Genomic DNA, 19,549 nt, shown 5'->3' with positions numbered 1-19,549 from the left:
TGCTCGACTTTGCTGGTTGACTCATCATACCAGCACACCATAATGGCGATAACCAACAGGCGGCCGAACGCCGGACATAAGAACGACCTCAATGTCTCAATCGCCGGGGGAGGGCGACATGCAGGCTCTGACGCGTCGATCCATGGTCGCGGGCGCAGCGATGCTCACGGCGGCTCTCGTCGCCGGTCCCGCCTGGGCGCAGGAGGCCCCGGCCAAGCCGGTCACGATCGAGTTCTTCGGCCTCGCCTCGCACAACTGGCCGCTGGTGATCGAGCGTTTCCAGGCCGATTACCCGACCGTCACGGTGCATTTCACCAAATTCGGCACCGATGAGCTGAAGCAGGCGCTGCGGGTGGGCGCGTCGTCGGGCAAGCTGCCGGATGCCTGGTGGAACTGGGGCGGGTCGCTGGCCTCGCCCTACAACCGGGCCGGCCACGCGCTGAAGCTGACGCCGGAGCTGCTGACGGCGCTCGGGGTCGAGGCCAATGTGACGCCGGCGGCGCTCGACATCACCCGCGATGGCGCCGACCTCTACGGCATCCCGAACAAGATCGGGCCCTTCGGCTTCGTCTACAAGAAGGCGCTGTTCGACAAATACGGGCTGCAGCCGCCCCAGTCCTTCGCCGAGCTGGAGAAGGTGGCGGAGACGCTGAAGGCCAACGGCGTCACGCCGTTCTCGATCGGCGGCAAGTTCAGCTGGATGACGATGCGCTTCTTCGACTTCTTCCTCGAGCACTACGCCGGGCCCGAGGGGCATGACGCGCTGCTGGACATGACCGAGACCTGGGAGTCCGAGCCGGTCGTCCAGTCCTTCGCCAAGCTGAAGGAATGGGCCGACAAGGGCTATTTCCCGGACGGGTTCCTGACCGTCGACCCGGCCACCAACATGCCGCTGCTCTACAATGACCAGGCGGCGATGGTGTTCGACACGCCGAGCCTGGAGACCGCCCGCATCCTGCGCGAGGGCAAGTCGCCGGCCGATTACGGCACCTTCCCGCTGCCGACCGACCGGACACCGAAGCGGGTGCCGGGGTCGCCGTCGCAGATCCAGGTCAACGCCAAGGCGTCCGACGACGTCCGCAAGGCCGCGCTGCTGTTCGCCAGCTATGTCGTCCGGCCGGAGGTCGCGCCGGTCACGGCGCAGGCGGTCGGCTTTCCGAGCGCGACCAAGGGCATCCTGCCGGCCGAGGACCTGCCGATCCAGCGGCAATGGTCGACATGGACCCAGGGCGAGATCGGCTTCTACCGGCTGACCGACCAGGGCCTGCCGCAGGACGTCGTCGCCGCCTATTTCGAGGCGCAGGACTCCGTGCTGCTCGACCTGATGTCGCCGGAGGAGGCGGCGGCCCAGGTGCAGGAGGCGATCGAGCGCAGCAAGAGCCGCGCCAGCAACTGAACGGAGGCCCGCGGCATGGCCGATACCAGCCTGCAGACGAGACGGCGGCTGCCGCGCAAACTGGTCGACCAGGTGTTGGCGCCCTGGCTGTTCCTGGCCCCGGCGGCGCTGATCTTCGCCATCGTGCTGGTCTATCCGATGGCGTATTCGAGCTGGCTCAGCCTGTTCCGCTGGGACGGCGTGTCACCGGACAAGCTCTGGGTCGGGCTCGGCAACTATGTCGAGCTGTTCACCCGCAACCGGGTGTTCTGGATCGCACTGAAGAACAACGTGATCTGGAGCCTGCTGTCGCTGGTGGTCCCGACCGGCATCGGCCTGGCCCTGGCTCTGGCGCTCGAGGGCCGGTTCCGCGGCAGTTCCTTCTTCCGCAGCGTCTTCTACTTCCCGGCGATCCTGTCGATGAGCATCGTCGGGCTGATCTGGAGCTGGATGTACCACCCCAGCCTCGGCCTGGTGAACCAGTTGCTGGAGGAGCTGGGCCTGTCCGGCCTCGAGCGCAACTGGCTGTCCGACCCCAAGATCTCGCTCTACTCCGTCTTCGCCGCCGCCGCCTGGCACAATGCCGGCCTGCCGATGCTGCTGTTCCTGGCCGGGCTGCAGACCATCTCCCGGGAGGTGCTGGACGCCGCCCGCATCGACGGCGCCGGCCGGTTCCAGCGCTTCTGGTACGTGACCTTCCCGCTGCTGCGCGAGACCACCATGGTCGTGGTCGCGATCACCGCGATCAACTCGCTGAAGGTCTACGACATCATCTACGTCATGACCTATGGCGGCCCGGCCAACCGTACCCAGGTGCTGGGCAGCTGGATGTATTTCCTGACCTACAACCACAACGAGGTCGGGCTCGGCACCGCGATCGCCGTCATCCTGTTCCTGCTGACCCTGGTCTTCGCCATCCCGTACACCCGCCATATGGTGCGCAGCCGATGACGGCCGTCTCCCTCGCCGGCGTGGCGGCCCGGGGCCGGCCGTTGCGGCTGCGCTTCGGGTCGCTCGGCTTCTACGCCGCGCTCGCCATCGGCGGCATGGTCTGGACCGCGCCGCTGATCATCCTGGTGTTCACGGCGCTGAAGAGCGCCGGGGACTTCGCCCAGAACGGCGCCTTCGCCCTGCCGCAGTCGCTCGAATTCGGCAACTTCGCCAAGGCCTGGGCGATCGGCATCCAGACCTATTTCTGGAACTCGCTGGTGCTGACCGTGCTCAAGGTCCCGGCCGGGATCTTCATCTGCTCGCTCGCCGCCTTCGCTTTGACCAAGATGAAGATGCGCGGCGGCAGCCTGGTCTTCACCATCTTCCTGCTCGGCCTGATCGTGCCGATGCAGATGACGCTGGTGCCGCTGACCCTGCTGTACCAGCGCCTCGACCTGATCGACAGCCTGCCGGGGCTGTTCTTCCTCTATCTCGGCTTCGGCCTGCCGCTGGGCATCCTGGTGCTGCGCGGCTTCTTCCGCTCGATCCCGGCCGAGATGATCGAGGCGGCGCGGATCGACGGCTGCTCCTGGTGGGGCGTGTACCGGCGAGTGGTGATGCCGCTGGCCACCCCGGCCGTGGTCTCGCTGCTGATCCTCGACGGCATCGCCACCTGGAACGAGTTCATCCTGGCCCAGATCTTCATCCGCACCGAGGCGCAGCGCACCCTGCCGCTCGGGGTGGTGCAGTTCAGCACCGAGTTCTCGACCGCCTACGACCTGCTCGCGGCCGGCCAACTGATCACCATCGCGCCCTTGCTCCTGCTCTACCTGTTCTTCCAGCGCTACTTCGTCCACGGCATGGCCGGGGCGGTGAAGTGAGCGCGCCAGCGAAAGGGAACCGATACGTGCTGCCCCCGGAGAAGAAGGCCCGCCTGATCCTCAACACCGACGCCAAGAACGAGGCGGACGACCAGTACACCATCGTTCATGCGCTGCTGACGCCGAGCCTGGACCTGCACGGCATCAGCCCGGCCCATTTCGGCTCGCTGAAGTCGAAGACCAGCCTCAAGGACAGCCATGACGAGGTGATCAAGCTTCTGGAGTTGATGAATCTCTCCGGCCGGGTCCGGGTCGCCGACGGCGCCGAGGGGCCGCTGCCGGACGAGCGGACGCCGGTGCCCTCCGCCGGCGCCCATCTCATCGTCGAGGAGGCGATGAAGGACGATCCGCGCCCGCTCTACGTCGCCTTCCTCGGGCCGGTTACCGACATGGCTTCGGCGCTGCTGCTGGAGCCGCGGCTGAACCAGCGCAACGTCGTCGTGGTCTGGATCGGCGGCGGGCCCTGGCCGACCGGCGGCCGGGAATACAACCTCTCCAACGACATCCATGCCGCCAATGTGGTGATGCGGTCGAAGGTCCAGCTCTGGCAGATCCCGATGACCGTCTACCGCATGATGGCGGTGGGCTATGCCGAGCTCTACGAGCGGGTCTACGACAAGGGCCCGATCGGCAAATACCTGGTCGACCAGCTGGTGGAGTGGAACCGCAAAGTCCATCCCGGCCCGATCGAGCACCGCTCGCTCGGCGACACACCCGCTTTGTCGGTGATCCTCAACCCCAATGGCGGGGTCTCGGAATGGGTGCCGGCGCCGGAGTTCAGCCCGCAGATGCACTACATCCACACCGGCGCCCACCGGCCGATCAAGCTGTACCACTCGATCGACACACGCTGGATCCTCGAGGATTTCTTCGCCAAGCTCGCCCGCTTCAATCGCGGCGAGCAGGAATTCGCGTCCTTCGGCTGAGGGGAGGGCGGCTCAGACCAGCGCGCGCAGCTTCTTGCGGACTTCGGTGACCTCGTTGGCGGAGGCTCGGCCCTTGAACACCGCGCCACGCGCCCGCCAGTCGAGCGACTTCACCTGGTCGGCCAGCACCGCGCTGGGAACGCCGCCGGCGACCGGCACCTCGAAGGGGTAGCCCTTCAGCTTGGTCATCATCGGGCAGGCGACCAGCAGACCGATCTTGACGTTGTAGGCGGCTGGGGAGAGGACCAGGGCTGGGCGGTGCCCGGCCTGCTCGTGCCCTGCCTGGGGGTCGAAATCGATCCAGATGATGTCGCCGCGGTCGGGGACATAGGCCGGCGCCTTCGCCATCTACCAGACTTCCTTGCCGACGGCCGGCCCGAAATCGGCCGGGTCGTGCCGGTTCTCGTCGGTGACGCCGGCCAGGAGGGTGTCGAGGTCGTCACCGGCAACGCCATCATCCAGGATCGGCTCGATGACGATGCGGCCGCTTTCCAGCCGGACATCCACCGCCTGGTCGATCGAGATCTGGGCGACCTCCATGATCGCGGCAGGGATGCGCACAGCGGCGCTGTTACCCCACTTTTTGACGGTCATCCGCATCCGGACCCTCGCGCCAATTGTAGATACATCCGTATAAACATTGGTTGAGAGCCGCTCCGTGTCAACAATTGTCGATACGTCGGCGGGGATCGGCATCGCGATCCGATCGGCCGCGTTGTCGCGCCCCTTGTTGCCGACCCGCGCCTGCGCTTGAGTGGAGGTCTCGCGGAGAATCGGGGACCGGCATGGCTGAGACCGCAGCGGAAATGGCGGCGCCTGCCGGTCCGCCGGGGCTGGGGCAGATCTTCCTGGCCTTCGCCAAGATCGGGCTGACCAGCTTCGGCGGCGGGCTGAGCGGCTGGATGCTGCGGGAGTTCGTGCAGAACCGGCGCTGGATCTCCGAGACCGACTTCCTCAACGGTCTCGCCCTGGCGCAGGCCTTTCCCGGGGTCAACGTCGTCAACCTGTCGCTCTGGATCGGCTTCCGCCTGCGCGGCGGGGCGGGGGCGCTGGCCGGCGTGCTCGGCATGGTGGTGCCGGCGATGCTGGTCGCCATCGCCGCCGCTGCGGCTTTCGCCGAGGTCACGCAGGTCCGCTCCGTCCACCTAGCCCTGGCCGGGGCGGCCGCCGCGGCGGTCGGGCTGTCGCTGCAGATGGGTGTCCGCGCCGCACGCCGGGCTGCCCGCTCGGTTGTGCCAATTGCGATCATCGTCGCCACCTTCGTCGCGGTCGGCGTGCTGCACCTGCCGCTGCTGCCGGTGATGGCGGTGCTGGCGCCGCTCAGCATCGCTTACGCCGCCTGGCGGCCGCGGAAGGACTGAGCCGATGGACAGCATCCTGCTGCGGCTGCTGATCGTCTTCGTGCCGCTGTCCTTCCTCAGCGTCGGCGGCGGCCAGAGCATCGTCGCCGACATCCACCGCCAGTCGGTCGGCGTCTATGGCTGGATGACCGACGCCCGCTTCCTCGACCTGTTCGGCCTGTCGCGGATGACGCCGGGGCCGGGGTCGCTGCTGGTGACGCTGGTCGGCTGGCAGGCTGCCGGCTGGGCCGGGGCGCTGGTGGCGACCGCGGCGATCTTCGTGCCATCGTCGCTGCTGGTCTACGGCCTGGCGCGGCTGTGGGCGCGGTACAGCGGCGCGCCGTGGCAGCGGGCGGTCGAGACCGGGCTGGCGCCGGTCGCCGCCGGCATGGTGCTGGCCGCCTCCTTCACCCTGCTGCAGGCGGCGGAGGGCGGGGTACTGGCCTGGGCCATGGCCGGCATCTCCTGCCTGTCCCTGCTGTTCACCCGGGTCAGCCCGTTCCTGCTGCTGGGCGCCGGCGCGGTCGTGTTCCTGCTGATCCAGCCCTGACCGTCCCGGAGATTGCCACAATACCGGCTTATGCCCGATCCTGAGCGAAACGGGGGGAGGCGGCGATGGCACGAGTCACCGGCGTCAGGGCTATACCGACGGTCGGTCTGGTTTTTGTCTGCCTCGGCCTGCTGGGGCTGATTGCCGCCGGAGTGCTGGGCCTGCTGGAGATGAACAGCAGCCGGCAGGCCAAGGCCAACGGCGTGATCGTCGATTTCGCCGTCGGTCCGGTGGTCGAATACACGACGGGGCAGGGCACGACGGCGCAGTTCCGCAGCGGCGTGCGCAGCACCTCCTTCGCACTCGGCCAGCGCGTGCCGGTCGCCTACGACCCCGCTGATCCGGCCGATGCGGCGATCGACGGCTTCGTCGGGCGCTGGTTCCTGCCCGGCCTGTTTGCCATGCTCTTCGGCATCTTCCTGGGGATCGGCATCGTGCTGGTCCTGTTGGGACGGATGCTGCGGCCCCGCCTGGCGTGACCATGCCTGGCGTAAGGGTGGCCAAGCCGACCGAGTTGCGCTAAAAGCCCCATCGGACCCGGGCGCCGAGGGCTGCGCCGCGGGCGCTTTTTGTTGGAAGAACCGCCTTGCGTACCGAAACCCGCGGCATGGGCCTGGCGCTGATCGCGATGATCACCGTCGTGGTCGCCTCGAACTACCTGGTCCAGTTTCCGATCAATGACTGGCTGACCTGGGGTGCCTTCACCTATCCGGTCACCTTCCTGGTCACCGACCTGACCAACCGCTTCTTCGGTCCGCACCGCGCCCGCCAGGTCGCCTATGTCGGCTTCGCGCTCGCGATCCTGCTGTCGCTGTGGCTGGCGGATTGGCGCATCGCCGTCGCCTCCGGCACCGCCTTCCTGGTCGGGCAGCTGCTCGACATCCACATCTTCGACCGGCTGCGCCGCGCCGCCTGGTGGCGCGCGCCCTTCATCGGCTCGGCTCTCGGCTCGGTGGTCGACACCGCGCTCTTCTTCACCATCGCCTTCGCTGGCACCGGTCTGCCGCTGCTGACCCTGATGGCCGGCGACCTGGCAGTGAAGCTGGCCTGCGCCCTGCTGTTCCTGGCCCCGTTCCGGGCGCTGATGAACCTGCTCATGCCGATGCCGGCGCTGCAGAACGGCTGACCCGGCCTTCGCCATGCGTGTCGATGAGTTCGATTTCGATCTGCCGCGGCGGTTGATCGCCGACCGGCCGGCCGAGCCGCGCGAGGCCGCCCGGCTGCTGGAGATCGCGGCCGACGGTCTCACCGACCGCCGGATCGGCGACCTGCCGGGGCGGCTTGAGGCCGGCGACCTGCTGGTGGTCAACGACACCCGCGTCATCCCGGCCCGGCTGCACGGCAAGCGCGGCCTGGCGGGGATCGAGATCATGCTGCACCAGCCGGCCGGGGCCGGGCGCTGGCGCGCCTTCGCCCGCCCGGCCAAGAAGCTGAAGCCTGGCGACGTGGTCCGCTTCGCCGACGATTTCGCCGCCACCATCGTCGGCAAGGGCGAGGCCGGCGAGGTCGAAGTGGCCTTCGATGACCCGGCCGGCCTGGCCGCGCAGCTGCAGCGCCATGGCGAGATCCCGCTGCCGCCCTATATCGACCGGCCGGACGGACCGGACGAGCGCGACCGCGCCGATTACCAGACCGTCTTCGCCAAGCATGACGGCGCCGTCGCCGCGCCGACCGCCGGGCTGCACTTCACCCCGCCGCTGCTCGACGCGCTGGCTGCGCGGGGCATCGAGACGGTGCGCCTGACGCTGCATGTCGGCGCCGGCACCTTCCTGCCGGTGAAGAGCGACACGGTCGAAGGCCATGTCATGCATGCCGAGCGCGGCGTGCTGACCGCCGGCGCCGCGGACCGGATCAACACCGTGCGCGCCGCCGGCGGCCGCATCGTCTCGGTCGGCACCACCAGCCTGCGCCTGCTGGAGAGTGCCGCGGCCGAGGACGGCACCGTGCGGCCCTTCGACGGGTCGACCGCGATCTTCATCACCCCGGGCTACCGCTTCCGCGCCGTCGACCTGCTGGTGACCAACTTCCACCTGCCGCGGTCGACCCTGTTCATGCTGGTCTGCGCCTTCGCCGGCATGGACCGGATGACCCGGGCCTATGCCCATGCCATCGCCACGGGCTACCGTTTCTACTCCTATGGCGACGCCTGCCTGCTGCACCGGTCGGACCACACATGACTGAGTTCCGCTTCGAGCCCCTGGCGCGCGACGGCGCCGCCCGCACCGGCCGCCTGCACACCGCCCATGGCGTGGTCCAGACCCCGACCTTCATGCCGGTCGGCACCGCCGCCACGGTGAAGGCGATGCGGCCGGAGGAGGTGGCGGCCACCGGCGCGCAGATCGTGCTGGGCAACACCTACCACCTGATGCTGCGCCCGGGGGCGGAGCGGGTGGCCCGGCTGGGCGGCCTGCACCGCTTCATGAACTGGCCCGGCCCGATCCTGACCGATTCCGGCGGCTTCCAGGTGATGTCGCTGTCCCAGCTGCGGCGCATGGATCCGGACGGCGTGACCTTCCGCTCGCATCTCGACGGCAGCGAGCACCGGCTGTCCCCGGCGCGGTCGACCGAGATCCAGCACCTGCTGGACGCCACCATCACCATGGCCTTCGACGAGTGCACGCCGTTCCCGGCGGAGCCGGAGGTGGCGGCCAGCTCGATGCGCCTGTCGATGGGCTGGGCCCAGCGCTCGCGCGACGCCTTCGTCGCCCGGCCGGGCTATGGCCAGTTCGGCATCGTCCAGGGCAGCGTGTACCCGGACCTGCGGCTCGAATCCGCAGCGGCGCTGACCGCGATCGGCTTCGAGGGCTACGCCATCGGCGGCCTGGCGGTGGGCGAGGGGCAGGAGCGGATGTTCGCCGCCCTCGACATCACCGTGCCGGCGCTGCCGGATGACCGGCCGCGCTACCTGATGGGCGTGGGCAAGCCCTCCGACCTGGTCGGGTCGGTGCGGCGCGGCGTCGACATGTTCGACTGCGTGCTGCCGACCCGCTCCGGCCGAACCGGCCAGGCCTTCACCCGCCGCGGCACGGTCAATCTGCGCAACGCCCGCCACCAGGACGACCAGCGGCCGCTGGACGAAGCCTGCCGCTGCCCCGCCTGCCGCAGCTACAGCCGCGCCTATCTGCACCATCTGGTGCGCAGCGAGGAGGTGCTGGGGCTGATGCTGCTGACCCAGCACAACCTGACCTATTATCAGGACTTGATGGCCGGGTTGCGCGGCGCCATCGCCGCCGGCACGCTCGACGCCTTCGCCGCCGCCTTCGAGGCGGAGCAGGCGTCGGGCGACATCGCGGCCCTCTGAGGAGACACCATGGCTCGCAAGGCGAAGACCGGCACGGAAGCGCTCACCCAGCTCGGCCAGGCCACGGCGCTGCCGGTCTCGCCCGAGGCGGCGGTGCTGGAGACGGTGCCGAACCCGCGGCCGAAGCAGCTGTATCTGGTGCGCTTCACCGCGCCGGAATTCACCTCGCTGTGCCCAATGACCGGCCAGCCCGACTTCGCCCATCTGGTGATCGACTACGCCCCGGCGGCGAAGATCGTCGAGAGCAAGTCGCTGAAGCTGTTCCTCGGCTCGTTCCGCAACCACGGCGCCTTCCACGAGGACTGCACCGTCTATGTGGCGGAGCGGCTGATCAAGGCGATGAAGCCGCGCTGGCTGCGCATCGGCGGCTACTGGTACCCGCGCGGCGGCATCCCGATCGACGTGTTCTACCAGAGCGGGCCGGCGCCCGAGGGCCTGTGGCTGCCCGACCAGGGCGTGCCGCCCTATCGCGGACGGGGATGACGGCCGCTACCGACATCAAAGACCGTATCCGGGCCGAAGCTCGTACCCTCGGCTTCGACAGCGTGGGCTTCGCCGCCGCTACGCCCGATCCGAAGCTGCGCGAGCGGCTGGAGCTGTTCCTCGGCGAGGGCCAGCATGGCGACATGGGCTGGCTGGAGGCGAATGCCGACCGTCGCGCCGACCCGCAGACGCTGTGGCCCGACGCCCTGACCGTGCTGTCGCTCGGCCTCAACTACGGCCCGGCCGAGGACCCGCTGCCGCTGCTCGAGCAGCGGGAGAGGGGGGTGATCTCGGTCTACGCCCAGGGCCGCGACTACCACGACGTGGTCAAGAAGAAGCTGAAGGCGCTGGGCGGCTGGATCCACCGCACCTTCAAGAGCGAGCTGAAGGTCTTCGTCGATACTGCGCCGGTGATGGAGAAGCCGCTGGCGATGCGCGCCGGGATCGGCTGGCAGGGCAAGCACACCAACCTGGTGTCGCGCGACTGGGGCTCCTGGCTGTTCCTGGGCGAGATCTACCTGTCGATCGAGCTGCCGCCGGACGAGCCTGAGCGTGACCACTGCGGCTCCTGCCGGTCCTGCCTCGACATCTGCCCGACCGCGGCCTTTCCGGCGCCCTACCGGCTCGACGCAAGGCGCTGCATCTCCTACCTGACGATCGAGCACAAGGGCCCGATCCCGCGCGAGCTGCGGCCGCTGCTGGGCAACCGCATCTATGGCTGCGACGACTGCCTGGCGGTGTGCCCCTGGAACAAGTTCGCCGCCGCGGGACGCGAGGCGGCGCTGGCGCCGCGGCCGGAGCTGGACGGCCCGACGCTGGTGTCGCTGCTGCGCTTCGACGATGCCGGCTTCCGCGCCGCCTTCTCCGGCTCGCCGATCAAGCGCATCGGCCGCGACCGCTTCCTGCGCAACGTGCTGGTCGCGATCGGCAACAGCGGCGACCCTGCCCTGGCCCCGGCGGTCGAGCCGCTGCTGGACGATGCCTCGCCCCTGGTCCGCGGCGCCGCGGTCTGGGCCCTCGGGCGCCTGCTCGGTCCGGAGGGACTGCAGCGGCTTGCGACGGCGCGTGCCGAGGATCCGGAGACCGAAGTGCAGGAGGAGTGGCAGGCTGGGCTCCAGGCCGCCTAAAGCACGGCGGCCCAAGCGGCCCTCCCTTGAAAATCATCGCGACAGATGTCACATTTTTTGCGACATCTGACGGTGATGGCTATGTCCGACGCCCCCGATCGCAATCCCGATGCCCGGTACCGACCGGCACATGACCCGTCCCGGGTCGCGTCCGTGCTGGGTGGCGCCGAGGTGTTCCGGCACCCACCCGACAGCCCGCTCGAGGCGCATGAGATGCTTGAACGCGGCATGCCGGCGGAGGCCGTGACCTACCTGGTCAACAGCTTCTCCTCCCTGGAGATCAGCGGGCCGCTGGAACGGGCGCTCGGGATGAGCCTCCGCACCTTGCAGCGCAAGGCGGCCGGATCGCCCAAGCCGCTCAGCGCCGAGCAGAGCGGCAGGACCTGGAAGTTTGCCGAGATCCTGACGAAGGCCACCGACGTCCTCGGCTCGCAGGACGTCGCCGAGAAATGGCTGGAGACGCCGGCGATCGGCCTCGATCAGCGCCGCCCGATCGACCTGCTGTCGACGCCGGCCGGCGTTGAGCTGGTCGAGGACTATCTGGTCCGCCTCGATTACGGCGTCTACGTTTGACGCCTCTCCCTCCGCCGTTCGGCACCGGAGATCTCGTCGCATGGCGCCTGGATGCCGAGCGCCATGCCGCGAGCTGGGACAGCGGCGAAGGCGCTTTCCTGAAAGGTGGACGCTGGAACAGCCCCGGCGTCCGGGCCGTGTACGCGGCGCTCGACCCTTCGACGGCGATCCTCGAGGTCGCGGTCCACAAGGGATTTCCGGTGCTCGACACCGTGGCGCACACCCTGACGGCCCTGGCCATCACCGACCCGTCGGACGTGCGTGTCGTGCAGCCTGGGGATGTGCCCAATCCGGCCTGGCTGCGGCCCGGGATCCCGGGGGCCGGCCAGCAGGAGTTCGGCAACGCGCTGCTGGCGCGCCACCCCTTCGTCATCATCCCGAGCGCCATGTCGTCCCACAGCTGGAATGTGATCTTCACCGCAGCCGCGGCCGCCGGTTCCTATGAGCCGCGGTCGCAGGAGCGGTTCGCGCTCGACACCCGGCTGCATCCCCCGGCACGGTGACGGGCTGATACCGGCAGCGCATAGCTCGCCCGCGGTATTCGGCAAAAGCTGGCGCGGCACAGGCGAAGCGCGGTAAAAGGCGCGTTTTCCTGTTACGCTTGAGTCCATGACCCCCTCCGCCCGCATCCAGGCCACGATCGACATTCTCGAACGCCTCGGCATCGAGAACCGCCCCGCCGACGCCCTGGTCTCGGCCTATTTCCGCACCCGCCGCTTCATCGGCTCCAAGGACCGCAGCGAGGTCGCCGCCCGGGTTTACGCCGTGCTGCGCCATCACGCCCGGCTGGGCTGGTGGCTGGCCAAGGTCGAGGCCGAGGACACGCCGCGCAACCGGGTGATCGCCGAGCTGACCCTGGCCGAGGGCATCGCGGTCAAGGACATGGGCCGGCTGTTCTCCGGCGAGACCTACGCGCCGATCCCGCTGGACGGGCCCGAGGACAAGCTGGTCAAGGCCACCGCCGGCCAGCCGCTCGACCATTCCGACATGCCGAAGCCGGTGCGCAGCGAGATCCCGGACTGGGCCTCGCCCTCGCTGGAGGCCATGTTCGGCGACCGCTTCGAGGTCGAGGTCAACGCGCTGCTGGACCAGGCGCCGCTCGACCTGCGGGTGAACGAGCTGCGCGGCACCCGCGACGAGGTGCTGCAGACGCTCATCGCCGGCAAGCTCGACGTCGTGGCGACGCCGCTGTCGCCGCTGGGCATCCGGGTCAAGGGCCGGCCGCAGCTGGGCCGCCATCCCGCCTTCCAGTCCGGCCTGATCGAGGTGCAGGACGAGGGCTCGCAGCTGGTCGCCCTGCTGGTCGACGCCCGGCCGGGCCAGCAGGTGGTGGATTTCTGCTCCGGCGCCGGCGGCAAGGCGCTGGCCCTGGCGGCGCGGATGAAGGGCAAGGGGCGGGTCGTCGCCTGCGACGTGTCCAAGGGCCGGCTCGACCGCGGCAAGGAGCGGCTGCGCCGCGCCGGCATCGACAATGTCGAGCCGCGCCTCTTGGAGAATGAGCGCGACCGCTGGGTCAAGAAGCAGCGCGGCAAGTTCGACCGGGTGCTGGTCGACGCGCCCTGCACCGGCACCGGGGCGTGGCGCCGCAACCCGGACGCGCGCTGGCGGCCGATGGACCTGGAGCGGCTGCTGGGCGTCCAGCGCGAGATCCTGGACAGCGCCGCCCGCCTGGCCAAGCCCGATGGCGGCCGGGTGATCTACGCCACCTGCTCGCTGCTGCGCGAGGAGAACGAGGCGCAGGTCGAGGGCTTCCTGGCCGCCCATCCCGACTACCGGCTGATCCCGGTCGAGACGGTGTGGGACGAGACGGTCGGCACCGGCCCGGCCCCGACCACCGGCATGCTGCGCCTGTCGCCCGCCGCCAACGGCACCGACGGCTTCTTCGTCGCGGTGCTGGAGCGCGGGCCGAAGGCCGACGCGGCCCCCGGCGAGGCGGCTGAGGCCGGCGAGCCCGACGATGCCGATGCGGCGGCCGAGGGAGAGGAAGGCTGACATGATCCGCCGCGCGATCCTGGCCGATGCGCCGGCGATCGCGCGGATCCATGTCCAGTCCTGGCAGGAGACCTATCGCGGCCTGGTGCCGGACGAGTATCTCGACCGCATGACCGTGACCCAGCGCGAGCGCGGCCATGAGCGCTCGCTGGCCTATGAGGACGGCACCGCGACCTTCCTGGCGCTGGACCCGACCCCCGCCGGCGGGGCGGTGCCGGTCGGCTTCGCCCTGTGCGGCCGGGCCCGCGGCGCGCCGGGCTGGAACTGGGGCGAGATCTTCGCCCTCTATCTGCTCGACCGGGCGAAGGGCAGGGGCCACGGAAGGGCGCTGATGGCCGCGTCCTCCGCCTGGTTCGCCGAGCGCGGCATGTCGCCCTTCATGCTCTGGGCCCTGACCGCGAATTTCCGCGCCACCGGCTTCTACCGCCATCTCGGCGGCGAGGCCTATGCCGACCGGCTGGAGCGTTTCGGCGGCGCCGTGCTGGCGGAAAGCGCCTTCCGCTTCGACCGGCCGATCCTGCCGGCCGCATGACCGCCCTGGCGCTGTATCTCCTCGCCGCCAGCGTGGCCGCCTTCGCCCTGTTCGCCTGGGACAAATGGTGCGCCGCCGCCGGCCGCCGGCGGATCCCGGAACGGACGCTGCTGACCCTGGCCGCGATCGGCGGCACGCCCGGCGCCATCGCCGGACAGCGCCTGCTGCGCCACAAGACGCAGAAGGAGCCGTTCCGCAGCCGGCTGCTGTGGATCGCCGGTGCCCAGCTGCTGCTGATCGCCGTCATCGCCGTGGTGGCCCTGGCCTAGCCTTCGCCTCGTGCATGGACGTTGCGCGCAGGGCGCGGGCCGCATCGCTTGTCGTACGGTCGATGGACGTATAAATCTCCGTCCCACCGCCCGACCCCGGAGTTGCCATGACCGCCCCGACCGCTACGCCGTCGCCGGACCGCATCCTCATTCTCGATTTCGGCAGCCAGGTCACCCAGCTGATCGCCCGCCGGGTCCGCGAATCCGGCGTCTATTGCGAGATCTGGCCGTTCAACCAGGCGGGCGACGACCGCATCCGGGCCTTCGACCCGCGCGGCATCATCCTGTCCGGCAGCCCGGCCTCGGTCACCGAGGAGGCGTCGCCGCGCGCGCCGCAGCTGGTGTTCGAGCTCGGCCTGCCGGTGCTGGGCATCTGCTACGGCCAGCAGACCATGTGCGAGCAGCTGGGCGGCGCGGTTGAGGCGGGGCACCATCGCGAGTTCGGCCGCGCCTGGCTGGACATCAAGGAGAACTGCACCCTGTTCGACGGCGCCTGGGCGGTCGGCGCGCGCGAGCAGGTGTGGATGAGCCATGGCGACCGCGTCACCCGGCTGCCGGACGGCTTCCGCATCGTCGCCACCAGCGAGAACGCGCCCTATGCCGCGATCGCCGACGATGCCCGACGCTATTACGGCGTGCAGTTCCACCCCGAGGTGGTGCACACGCCGCATGGCGCGGCGCTGCTGCGCAACTTCACCCACCATGTCTGCGGCTGTGCCGGCAACTGGACCATGGCCGCCTTCCGCGATGCCGAGATCGCCAAGATACGCGCCCAGGTCGGCGACGGACGCGTGATCTGCGGCCTGTCCGGCGGCGTCGACAGCGCCGTGGCGGCGGTGCTGATCCACGAGGCGATCGGCGACCAGCTGACCTGCATCTTCGTCGACACCGGGCTGATGCGCACGGGCGAGGCGGAGCAGGTGGTGTCGCTGTTCCGCGGCCACTACAACATCCCGCTGATCCATGTCGACGCGGCCGACCTGTTCCTCGGCCGGCTCGAGGGCGTCAGCGACCCGGAGCAGAAGCGCAAGATCATCGGCGCCGCCTTCGTCGAGGTGTTCGATGCCGAGGCCGAGAAGATCGACGGCGCCCGCTTCCTGGCGCAGGGCACGCTGTACCCCGACGTGATCGAGAGCGTGTCCTTCACCGGCGGCCCGTCGGTGACGATCAAGAGCCACCACAATGTCGGCGGCCTGCCGGAGCGGATGAAGCTGGCCCTGGTCGAGCCGCTGCGCGAGCTGTTCAAGGACGAGGTGCGGGCGCTGGGCCGCGAGCTCGGCCTGCCCGAGACCTTCGTCGGCCGCCACCCGTTCCCGGGGCCGGGCCTTGGCATCCGCATCCCCGGCGCGGTCAGCCGCGACATGCTGGAGATCCTGCGCCAGGCCGACGTGATCTATCTCGAGGAGATCCGCCGCGCCGGCCTCTACGACGCGATCTGGCAGGCCTTCGCGGTGCTGCTGCCGGTGCGCACGGTGGGCGTGATGGGCGACGGCCGCACCTACGACTTCGTCTGCGCGCTGCGGGCCGTGACCTCGACCGACGGCATGACCGCCGACTACTACCCGTTCGACCACGAGTTCCTGGGCCGGGTCTCGACCCGCATCGTCAACGAGGTCCGCGGCATCAACCGCGTCGTCTACGACATCACCTCGAAGCCGCCGGGGACGATCGAGTGGGAGTGATTTATACCCCTCCGACAGTATCCGTTCGTACGCTAAAGTGCGCCATAAAGTGTTAAAATATAAAGATAACTGTCGCGACATCTATCGTGGTCTATCGAAGGGCATTGTTCCGATTTGACGATATAGAAGACGGTATGGGTGAACTTGTTCGATCGGAGATTTCGCTATACCGTCACGGCTGAGAGAGCTGCTGACGGTATAGTTTTTAGATCTAACAGGCGGATTCGAAAAGGAAAGCCCGCTTCCAGCGGCTCATGTTTTGGCCTGACGGTATAATCGGTGCCTCTCTCCTGTTTTAGGGTTAAAACCCAATCATCCTCTTGATGAAGTCGGTGAATCGTGATTCACCCGGATTCCGGATCGACCAGAAGGGAGCGGGGACGACTGATGAGCAATCTGTTCTGGCTCAACGACGAGCAGTGGGCGGCGATCGAGCCGTTCATGCCGACGAACCAGCCTGGGGCGCGGCGCCAGGACGACCGTCGCGTCATGTCGGGCATCTTCCACGTCTTGAGGACCGGCTGTCGCTGGCAAGATTGCCCCGGGGCGTATGGCCCGGCCACGACCATCTACAACCGTTTCAACCGCTGGTCGCGCAAGCGCTTCTGGACGGGCATGCTGGAAGCGCTCGCCAGCGCCGGTGCGGCGACCAACGCCGTCGCCATCGACGCCACCTACGTGAAGGCCCAGCGCGCCGCCTATGGCGGAAAAGGGGGGCCAAGGCGCAGGCCATCGGGCCTTCGCGCGGTGGGAACACAACGAAGATCCATGCGCTCACCGACGTGATCGGCCGCCCTTTCGTCGTCGACCTCACGCCCGGCAACGTCGCCGATGTGACCGCTGCACCGAAGTTGATCGAGCGGGCGGCGGGCTTGGGCTATCTCATCGGCGATAAGGGCTACGATGCCGACGGCCTGCGCGCGATGATCCGCGCCCGCGGCGGCCGGCCAGTGATCCCCGGCAAGGCCAACCGCAAGCGCAAGATCCCGCTCGACAAGGCTCGCTACAAATCTCGCCATCTGATCGAGAATGCTTTCGGCCGATTGAAGGATTTCAGACGTATCGCCACTCGCTACGACAAGCTGGCCCGAAACTTCTTGTCCGCCGTCGCCCTCGCAACTTTGCTTGTCTTCTGGATCTGATTGAGTCTGGAGCCTAGGACGGTTTTGGAGGCCCCCCATGCTTACTGACACTGCCATTAAGGCGCTGAAATCACAGAAGAAATTGTATAAGGTGAGCGATCGTGACGGTATGTACGTCGTGGTGCAGCCGTCGGGGGCGATCGTGTTCCGGTACGACTACCGCCTCAACGGACGGCGCGAGACGCTGACGCTCGGCCGATACGGCCCAGAGGGCCTCTCGCTTGCCAGGGCTCGCGAGAAGCTGATCGATGCGAAGCGGGCCTTTTCAGAGGGTCGGTCGCCTGCTCAAGAGAAGCAGCACGACAAGCGGCGGCTGAAGGAGGCGAAGCGGTTCGGCGAGTTCGGCGAAAAATGGTTCCAGGAATCGCGCATGGCCGAAAGTACGCGCCATGCGACGCTCCATCTATGAGCGCGATATCTTTGACATTCCGAAACAGGCTTCTGACAGAGATCACACCTGACGATCTCCGCATGATGTGCGGGAAAGTGAAAGAGCGCGGGGCTCCTGCCACCGCCGTCCATGTGCGGGATATCGTGAAGCTGATCTTTGCGTTCGCGATCTTGCATGGCGAGAAGGTCGCCAACCCGGCGGATGAAGTTGGGCCCGCGTCTATCGCGACTGTCAATCGGCACAGAATTGGGCCCCCGTGTCGGCTTCCAATCGGGACCCCTTTGGCGGGTTGTCCCGGTAGTGCATAGGAGGGACCCGCGCGTGGCGCGGAGTGGCCGCCACGAGCAGCGGAGCGACACGCGTGGGAGGTCCCTTTGCATCCACTGGGGGAACCCGCGGGGAGGGTGGGGTCCGGGGCGGGGGGATCAGGCGCGGTGTTTGAAGCGCCAGCTGTCGTTGCCGGTCTCGACGATGTCGCAGTGATGCGTCAGTCGATCCAGCAGGGCGGTGGTCATCTTGGCGTCGCCGAAGACGCTGGGCCATTCACCGAAGGCGAGGTTGGTGGTGACGGCGACCGAGGTCTGCTCGTAGAGGCGGCTGATCAGGTGGAACAGCAGCTGACCGCCTGACTGGGCGAAGGGCAGGTAGCCGAGTTCGTCGAGGACGACGAAGTCCATGCGGCAGAGATGATCGGACAGCCGACCTTGGCGGCCGGCGCGGGCTTCGGCCTCGAGTTTGTTGACCAGGTCGACGACGTTGAAGAAGCGGGCCCGGCGGCCGCTGCGGATGCAGGCTCGAGCGATATGGACGGCAAATGGGCCATGCCACCGAGCAGCGAGGCGGCGACGAAGACGATCAGGCCGATCCGGAACGCGCGGACGTGACCGATCATATCCCCGAGCCGACCGCCGAACAGAAGCAAGCCGCCAAAGGCGACACCGAACGCGTTGGGCACCCAGGTCAGTCCGGCCGCACTGAAGCCCAGATCCTGCTGGATGCGTGGAAGCGCCACGACGACGATCATGAGGTCCATCGCGAGCATGAGTTGCGCTGCAAGAACGATCCATAACGCCAGCGCGCGTCTACGCGCTGAGAGAGCAACGTTCCCACGAGACAAGGTCGCCATATAGGTTCCGATAAGCTTTGGGAGCCGGACAGCGCCGATAGTGGATGCGAGCGCCCGGCCATTCAGCCAGGCGTCCGATCGTCGGTCCGGAGCGGGGTGCCCCGCCCTGGGGGATTAGACGCCGCGTGCGCCGCCAGTCGCCCGGATGGATTCGCCGCTCACCCAATGACTGTCGTCGGATGCCAGAAACACTGCGGTGCGGGCGATGTCATCGGGTTCACCGAAGCGGCCAAGCGGCGTCTCGGCAAGCAGCGTCTTGCCAAAGTCGCCGGCGAAGTTGCCATCGGTGGCGGGCGTATTCGTGTAGCCCGGTCGGATAGCGTTCACCCGAATGCCACGAGGACCAAGCTCGCGGGCCAGCCCATAGGTCATGGTGTCGATGGCACCCTTCGTCGCGGAGTAGACCGTGGTCGCGGCGGACGGATGGGTGCTCAGGATCGAGCTGATGTTGACGATGCTGCCGCCCGCCTCGTTGAAGTGCTTCAGTGCTTCGCGCACCGCCAGGAAGGAGCCCAGCACGTTGACGTTGAACTGCGTGTGGAAAGCCTCCTCAGTCAGATCCGCGACCAACTCGAAGACGGCGACGCCGGCATTGTTCACCAGTACATCGACCTTGCCGTGGTCGGCGGCGACGGTGTCGAACAGCCGAACGACGTCTGTCGACTTGGACATATCGGCCTGGAGCGCAACGGCCTTGCCACCGGCTGCCGTGATCGTGGCCACGACGGCATCGGCTTTGTCCTTGCCGTTCGCGTAATTCACGATGACGGTCGCACCCTCGGCACCGAAGGCTTTGGCGATGCCGGCACCGATGCCGCTTGAGGCGCCGGTCACGACAGCCAGTTTTCCTTGCATTCTCATCATAAAGTCCTTCTTGGGCGTCCGATCTGGAGCAAATGGATGGGGTCATCCTCTCGCCACCCACGATA

At 68.2% G+C, this 19,549-nt stretch carries 24 protein-coding genes and 2 pseudogenes; 21 read left to right on the top strand and 5 right to left on the bottom strand.

The genetic code is table 11. The features are described from left to right. Positions 1-118: 118 nt before the first annotated feature. Genes QFZ27_RS27770 through QFZ27_RS27755 form a run of 4 tightly spaced genes read left to right on the top strand, consistent with a single transcriptional unit; the run spans position 119 to position 4,112 of the window. Positions 119-1,396 carry an ABC transporter substrate-binding protein gene (locus QFZ27_RS27770; RefSeq protein WP_429229702.1) on the top strand — a complete coding sequence of 426 codons (1,278 nt, stop codon included), beginning with the start codon at positions 119-121 and terminating at the stop codon, positions 1,394-1,396. 15 nt (positions 1,397-1,411) lie between these two features. Beyond that, positions 1,412-2,326, top strand: a complete 915-nt coding sequence (locus QFZ27_RS27765; RefSeq protein WP_429229701.1) for a carbohydrate ABC transporter permease — start codon at positions 1,412-1,414, stop codon at positions 2,324-2,326. After that, complete coding sequence (locus QFZ27_RS27760) at positions 2,323-3,186, top strand: carbohydrate ABC transporter permease (protein ID WP_429229700.1); 864 nt, start codon at positions 2,323-2,325, stop codon at positions 3,184-3,186. Before QFZ27_RS27765 ends, QFZ27_RS27760 begins: the two co-directional genes overlap by 4 nt. 26 nt (positions 3,187-3,212) lie before the next feature. After that, positions 3,213-4,112: a nucleoside hydrolase gene (locus QFZ27_RS27755; RefSeq protein WP_429229699.1), complete on the top strand. Its 900-nt coding sequence runs from the start codon at positions 3,213-3,215 to the stop codon at positions 4,110-4,112. Between the two features lie 12 nt (positions 4,113-4,124). Here the strand turns inward: QFZ27_RS27755 and mazF are convergent, their stop codons facing one another. Both mazF and QFZ27_RS27745 read right to left on the bottom strand, forming a co-directional pair. Continuing rightward, positions 4,125-4,460 (bottom strand): endoribonuclease MazF, encoded by a 336-nt coding sequence (mazF, locus tag QFZ27_RS27750; RefSeq protein WP_429229698.1) that lies wholly within the window; start codon positions 4,458-4,460, stop codon positions 4,125-4,127. Then, entirely contained in the window at positions 4,461-4,706 is a 246-nt protein-coding gene (locus QFZ27_RS27745) for an AbrB/MazE/SpoVT family DNA-binding domain-containing protein (RefSeq protein ID WP_429229697.1), read from the bottom strand. It abuts the gene before it with no gap. A gap of 191 nt (positions 4,707-4,897) precedes the next feature. On the opposite strand from QFZ27_RS27745, the gene QFZ27_RS27740 reads away from it, so the two are divergent. The 17 genes from QFZ27_RS27740 to QFZ27_RS27660 all read left to right on the top strand — a co-directional run bounded on the left by QFZ27_RS27740 (position 4,898) and on the right by QFZ27_RS27660 (position 17,802). Continuing rightward, a complete protein-coding gene (locus QFZ27_RS27740) occupies positions 4,898-5,473 on the top strand; it encodes a chromate transporter (RefSeq protein WP_429229696.1) in 576 nt (191 codons plus the stop codon). A gap of 4 nt (positions 5,474-5,477) precedes the next feature. After that, a complete protein-coding gene (locus QFZ27_RS27735; protein ID WP_429229695.1) occupies positions 5,478-6,002 on the top strand; it encodes a chromate transporter in 525 nt (174 codons plus the stop codon). 65 nt (positions 6,003-6,067) lie between these two features. Next, on the top strand, positions 6,068-6,481 hold the full coding sequence (locus tag QFZ27_RS27730; protein WP_429229694.1) for a DUF3592 domain-containing protein: 414 nt from the start codon (positions 6,068-6,070) through the stop codon (positions 6,479-6,481). A 107-nt stretch (positions 6,482-6,588) separates the two neighbouring features. Beyond that, entirely contained in the window at positions 6,589-7,128 is a 540-nt protein-coding gene (locus QFZ27_RS27725) for a queuosine precursor transporter (RefSeq protein WP_429229693.1), read from the top strand. Positions 7,129-7,141: 13 nt separating this feature from the next. Beyond that, complete coding sequence (gene queA / locus QFZ27_RS27720; RefSeq protein ID WP_429229692.1) at positions 7,142-8,179, top strand: tRNA preQ1(34) S-adenosylmethionine ribosyltransferase-isomerase QueA; 1,038 nt, start codon at positions 7,142-7,144, stop codon at positions 8,177-8,179. Next, positions 8,176-9,303, top strand: a complete 1,128-nt coding sequence (gene tgt, locus QFZ27_RS27715) for a tRNA guanosine(34) transglycosylase Tgt (RefSeq protein WP_429229691.1) — start codon at positions 8,176-8,178, stop codon at positions 9,301-9,303. The genes queA and tgt overlap by 4 nt, the downstream gene beginning before the upstream one ends. A gap of 9 nt (positions 9,304-9,312) precedes the next feature. Next, positions 9,313-9,786, top strand: a complete 474-nt coding sequence (queF, locus tag QFZ27_RS27710) for a preQ(1) synthase (protein WP_429229690.1) — start codon at positions 9,313-9,315, stop codon at positions 9,784-9,786. Beyond that, a complete protein-coding gene (gene queG / locus QFZ27_RS27705; protein ID WP_429229689.1) occupies positions 9,783-10,913 on the top strand; it encodes a tRNA epoxyqueuosine(34) reductase QueG in 1,131 nt (376 codons plus the stop codon). The genes queF and queG overlap by 4 nt, the downstream gene beginning before the upstream one ends. Before the next feature lie 81 nt (positions 10,914-10,994). Next, positions 10,995-11,486: a type II RES/Xre toxin-antitoxin system antitoxin gene (gene parS, locus QFZ27_RS27700; RefSeq protein WP_429229688.1), complete on the top strand. Its 492-nt coding sequence runs from the start codon at positions 10,995-10,997 to the stop codon at positions 11,484-11,486. Continuing rightward, a complete protein-coding gene (locus QFZ27_RS27695; protein WP_429229687.1) occupies positions 11,483-11,989 on the top strand; it encodes an RES family NAD+ phosphorylase in 507 nt (168 codons plus the stop codon). The genes parS and QFZ27_RS27695 overlap by 4 nt, the downstream gene beginning before the upstream one ends. A 106-nt stretch (positions 11,990-12,095) precedes the next feature. Further along, a complete protein-coding gene (locus QFZ27_RS27690; RefSeq protein WP_429229686.1) occupies positions 12,096-13,478 on the top strand; it encodes an RsmB/NOP family class I SAM-dependent RNA methyltransferase in 1,383 nt (460 codons plus the stop codon). Position 13,479: 1 nt separating this feature from the next. Continuing rightward, on the top strand, positions 13,480-14,010 hold the full coding sequence (locus QFZ27_RS27685) for a GNAT family N-acetyltransferase (protein ID WP_429229685.1): 531 nt from the start codon (positions 13,480-13,482) through the stop codon (positions 14,008-14,010). After that, positions 14,007-14,279, top strand: coding sequence for a DUF1294 domain-containing protein (locus QFZ27_RS27680; RefSeq protein ID WP_429229684.1), 273 nt, complete (start codon positions 14,007-14,009; stop codon positions 14,277-14,279). Before QFZ27_RS27685 ends, QFZ27_RS27680 begins: the two co-directional genes overlap by 4 nt. Before the next feature lie 107 nt (positions 14,280-14,386). Further along, positions 14,387-15,961 carry a glutamine-hydrolyzing GMP synthase gene (gene guaA / locus QFZ27_RS27675; RefSeq protein WP_429229683.1) on the top strand — a complete coding sequence of 525 codons (1,575 nt, stop codon included), beginning with the start codon at positions 14,387-14,389 and terminating at the stop codon, positions 15,959-15,961. Between the two features lie 387 nt (positions 15,962-16,348). Continuing rightward, positions 16,349-17,103 (top strand): IS5 family transposase gene (locus QFZ27_RS27670; RefSeq protein WP_429227308.1). Its coding sequence is split into 2 segments (ribosomal slippage): positions 16,349-16,687 and positions 16,690-17,103, totalling 753 coding nucleotides; the frame shifts between segments, so codons are not numbered across the junction. Between the two features lie 37 nt (positions 17,104-17,140). Continuing rightward, positions 17,141-17,512, top strand: coding sequence for an Arm DNA-binding domain-containing protein (locus QFZ27_RS27665; RefSeq protein WP_429229682.1), 372 nt, complete (start codon positions 17,141-17,143; stop codon positions 17,510-17,512). Next, positions 17,455-17,802 (top strand): phage integrase central domain-containing protein, encoded by a 348-nt coding sequence (locus QFZ27_RS27660; protein WP_429229681.1) that lies wholly within the window; start codon positions 17,455-17,457, stop codon positions 17,800-17,802. The genes QFZ27_RS27665 and QFZ27_RS27660 overlap by 58 nt, the downstream gene beginning before the upstream one ends. 117 nt (positions 17,803-17,919) lie before the next feature. On the opposite strand, the pseudogene QFZ27_RS27655 reads toward QFZ27_RS27660, so the two are convergent. The 3 genes and pseudogenes from QFZ27_RS27655 to QFZ27_RS27645 all read right to left on the bottom strand — a co-directional run. After that, positions 17,920-18,306 (bottom strand): annotated as a pseudogene (locus QFZ27_RS27655) (ATP-binding protein); the annotation flags it as partial. A 47-nt stretch (positions 18,307-18,353) separates the two neighbouring features. After that, positions 18,354-18,518: pseudogene (locus QFZ27_RS27650) on the bottom strand (MFS transporter); the annotation flags it as partial. 216 nt (positions 18,519-18,734) lie between these two features. After that, positions 18,735-19,475 (bottom strand): SDR family NAD(P)-dependent oxidoreductase, encoded by a 741-nt coding sequence (locus QFZ27_RS27645; RefSeq protein WP_429229680.1) that lies wholly within the window; start codon positions 19,473-19,475, stop codon positions 18,735-18,737. Between the last annotated feature and the right edge of the window lie 74 nt (positions 19,476-19,549).

Origin of the sequence: Inquilinus ginsengisoli (genome assembly GCF_050434925.1) — a bacterium.
GTDB classification, from domain to species: Bacteria; Pseudomonadota; Alphaproteobacteria; order DSM-16000; family Inquilinaceae; genus Inquilinus; species Inquilinus ginsengisoli_B.
This window is presented reverse-complemented; position numbering and strand designations above follow the sequence as displayed.

Excerpts from the sequence above, each read along its gene's own strand:
- QFZ27_RS27770 (WP_429229702.1), top strand. The coding sequence starts at position 119 with ATGCAGGCTCTGACGCGTCGATCCATGGTCGCGGGCGCAGCGATGCTC.
- QFZ27_RS27765 (WP_429229701.1), top strand. The coding sequence starts at position 1,412 with ATGGCCGATACCAGCCTGCAGACGAGACGGCGGCTGCCGCGCAAACTG.
- QFZ27_RS27760 (WP_429229700.1), top strand. The coding sequence starts at position 2,323 with ATGACGGCCGTCTCCCTCGCCGGCGTGGCGGCCCGGGGCCGGCCGTTG.
- mazF (WP_429229698.1), bottom strand. The coding sequence starts at position 4,460 with ATGGCGAAGGCGCCGGCCTATGTCCCCGACCGCGGCGACATCATCTGG.
- QFZ27_RS27745 (WP_429229697.1), bottom strand. The coding sequence starts at position 4,706 with ATGACCGTCAAAAAGTGGGGTAACAGCGCCGCTGTGCGCATCCCTGCC.
- QFZ27_RS27740 (WP_429229696.1), top strand. The coding sequence starts at position 4,898 with ATGGCTGAGACCGCAGCGGAAATGGCGGCGCCTGCCGGTCCGCCGGGG.
- QFZ27_RS27735 (WP_429229695.1), top strand. The coding sequence starts at position 5,478 with ATGGACAGCATCCTGCTGCGGCTGCTGATCGTCTTCGTGCCGCTGTCC.
- QFZ27_RS27730 (WP_429229694.1), top strand. The coding sequence starts at position 6,068 with ATGGCACGAGTCACCGGCGTCAGGGCTATACCGACGGTCGGTCTGGTT.
- queA (WP_429229692.1), top strand. The coding sequence starts at position 7,142 with ATGCGTGTCGATGAGTTCGATTTCGATCTGCCGCGGCGGTTGATCGCC.
- tgt (WP_429229691.1), top strand. The coding sequence starts at position 8,176 with ATGACTGAGTTCCGCTTCGAGCCCCTGGCGCGCGACGGCGCCGCCCGC.
- queF (WP_429229690.1), top strand. The coding sequence starts at position 9,313 with ATGGCTCGCAAGGCGAAGACCGGCACGGAAGCGCTCACCCAGCTCGGC.
- queG (WP_429229689.1), top strand. The coding sequence starts at position 9,783 with ATGACGGCCGCTACCGACATCAAAGACCGTATCCGGGCCGAAGCTCGT.
- parS (WP_429229688.1), top strand. The coding sequence starts at position 10,995 with ATGTCCGACGCCCCCGATCGCAATCCCGATGCCCGGTACCGACCGGCA.
- QFZ27_RS27690 (WP_429229686.1), top strand. The coding sequence starts at position 12,096 with ATGACCCCCTCCGCCCGCATCCAGGCCACGATCGACATTCTCGAACGC.
- QFZ27_RS27685 (WP_429229685.1), top strand. The coding sequence starts at position 13,480 with ATGATCCGCCGCGCGATCCTGGCCGATGCGCCGGCGATCGCGCGGATC.
- QFZ27_RS27680 (WP_429229684.1), top strand. The coding sequence starts at position 14,007 with ATGACCGCCCTGGCGCTGTATCTCCTCGCCGCCAGCGTGGCCGCCTTC.
- guaA (WP_429229683.1), top strand. The coding sequence starts at position 14,387 with ATGACCGCCCCGACCGCTACGCCGTCGCCGGACCGCATCCTCATTCTC.
- QFZ27_RS27665 (WP_429229682.1), top strand. The coding sequence starts at position 17,141 with ATGCTTACTGACACTGCCATTAAGGCGCTGAAATCACAGAAGAAATTG.
- QFZ27_RS27660 (WP_429229681.1), top strand. The coding sequence starts at position 17,455 with ATGGTTCCAGGAATCGCGCATGGCCGAAAGTACGCGCCATGCGACGCT.
- QFZ27_RS27645 (WP_429229680.1), bottom strand. The coding sequence starts at position 19,475 with ATGCAAGGAAAACTGGCTGTCGTGACCGGCGCCTCAAGCGGCATCGGT.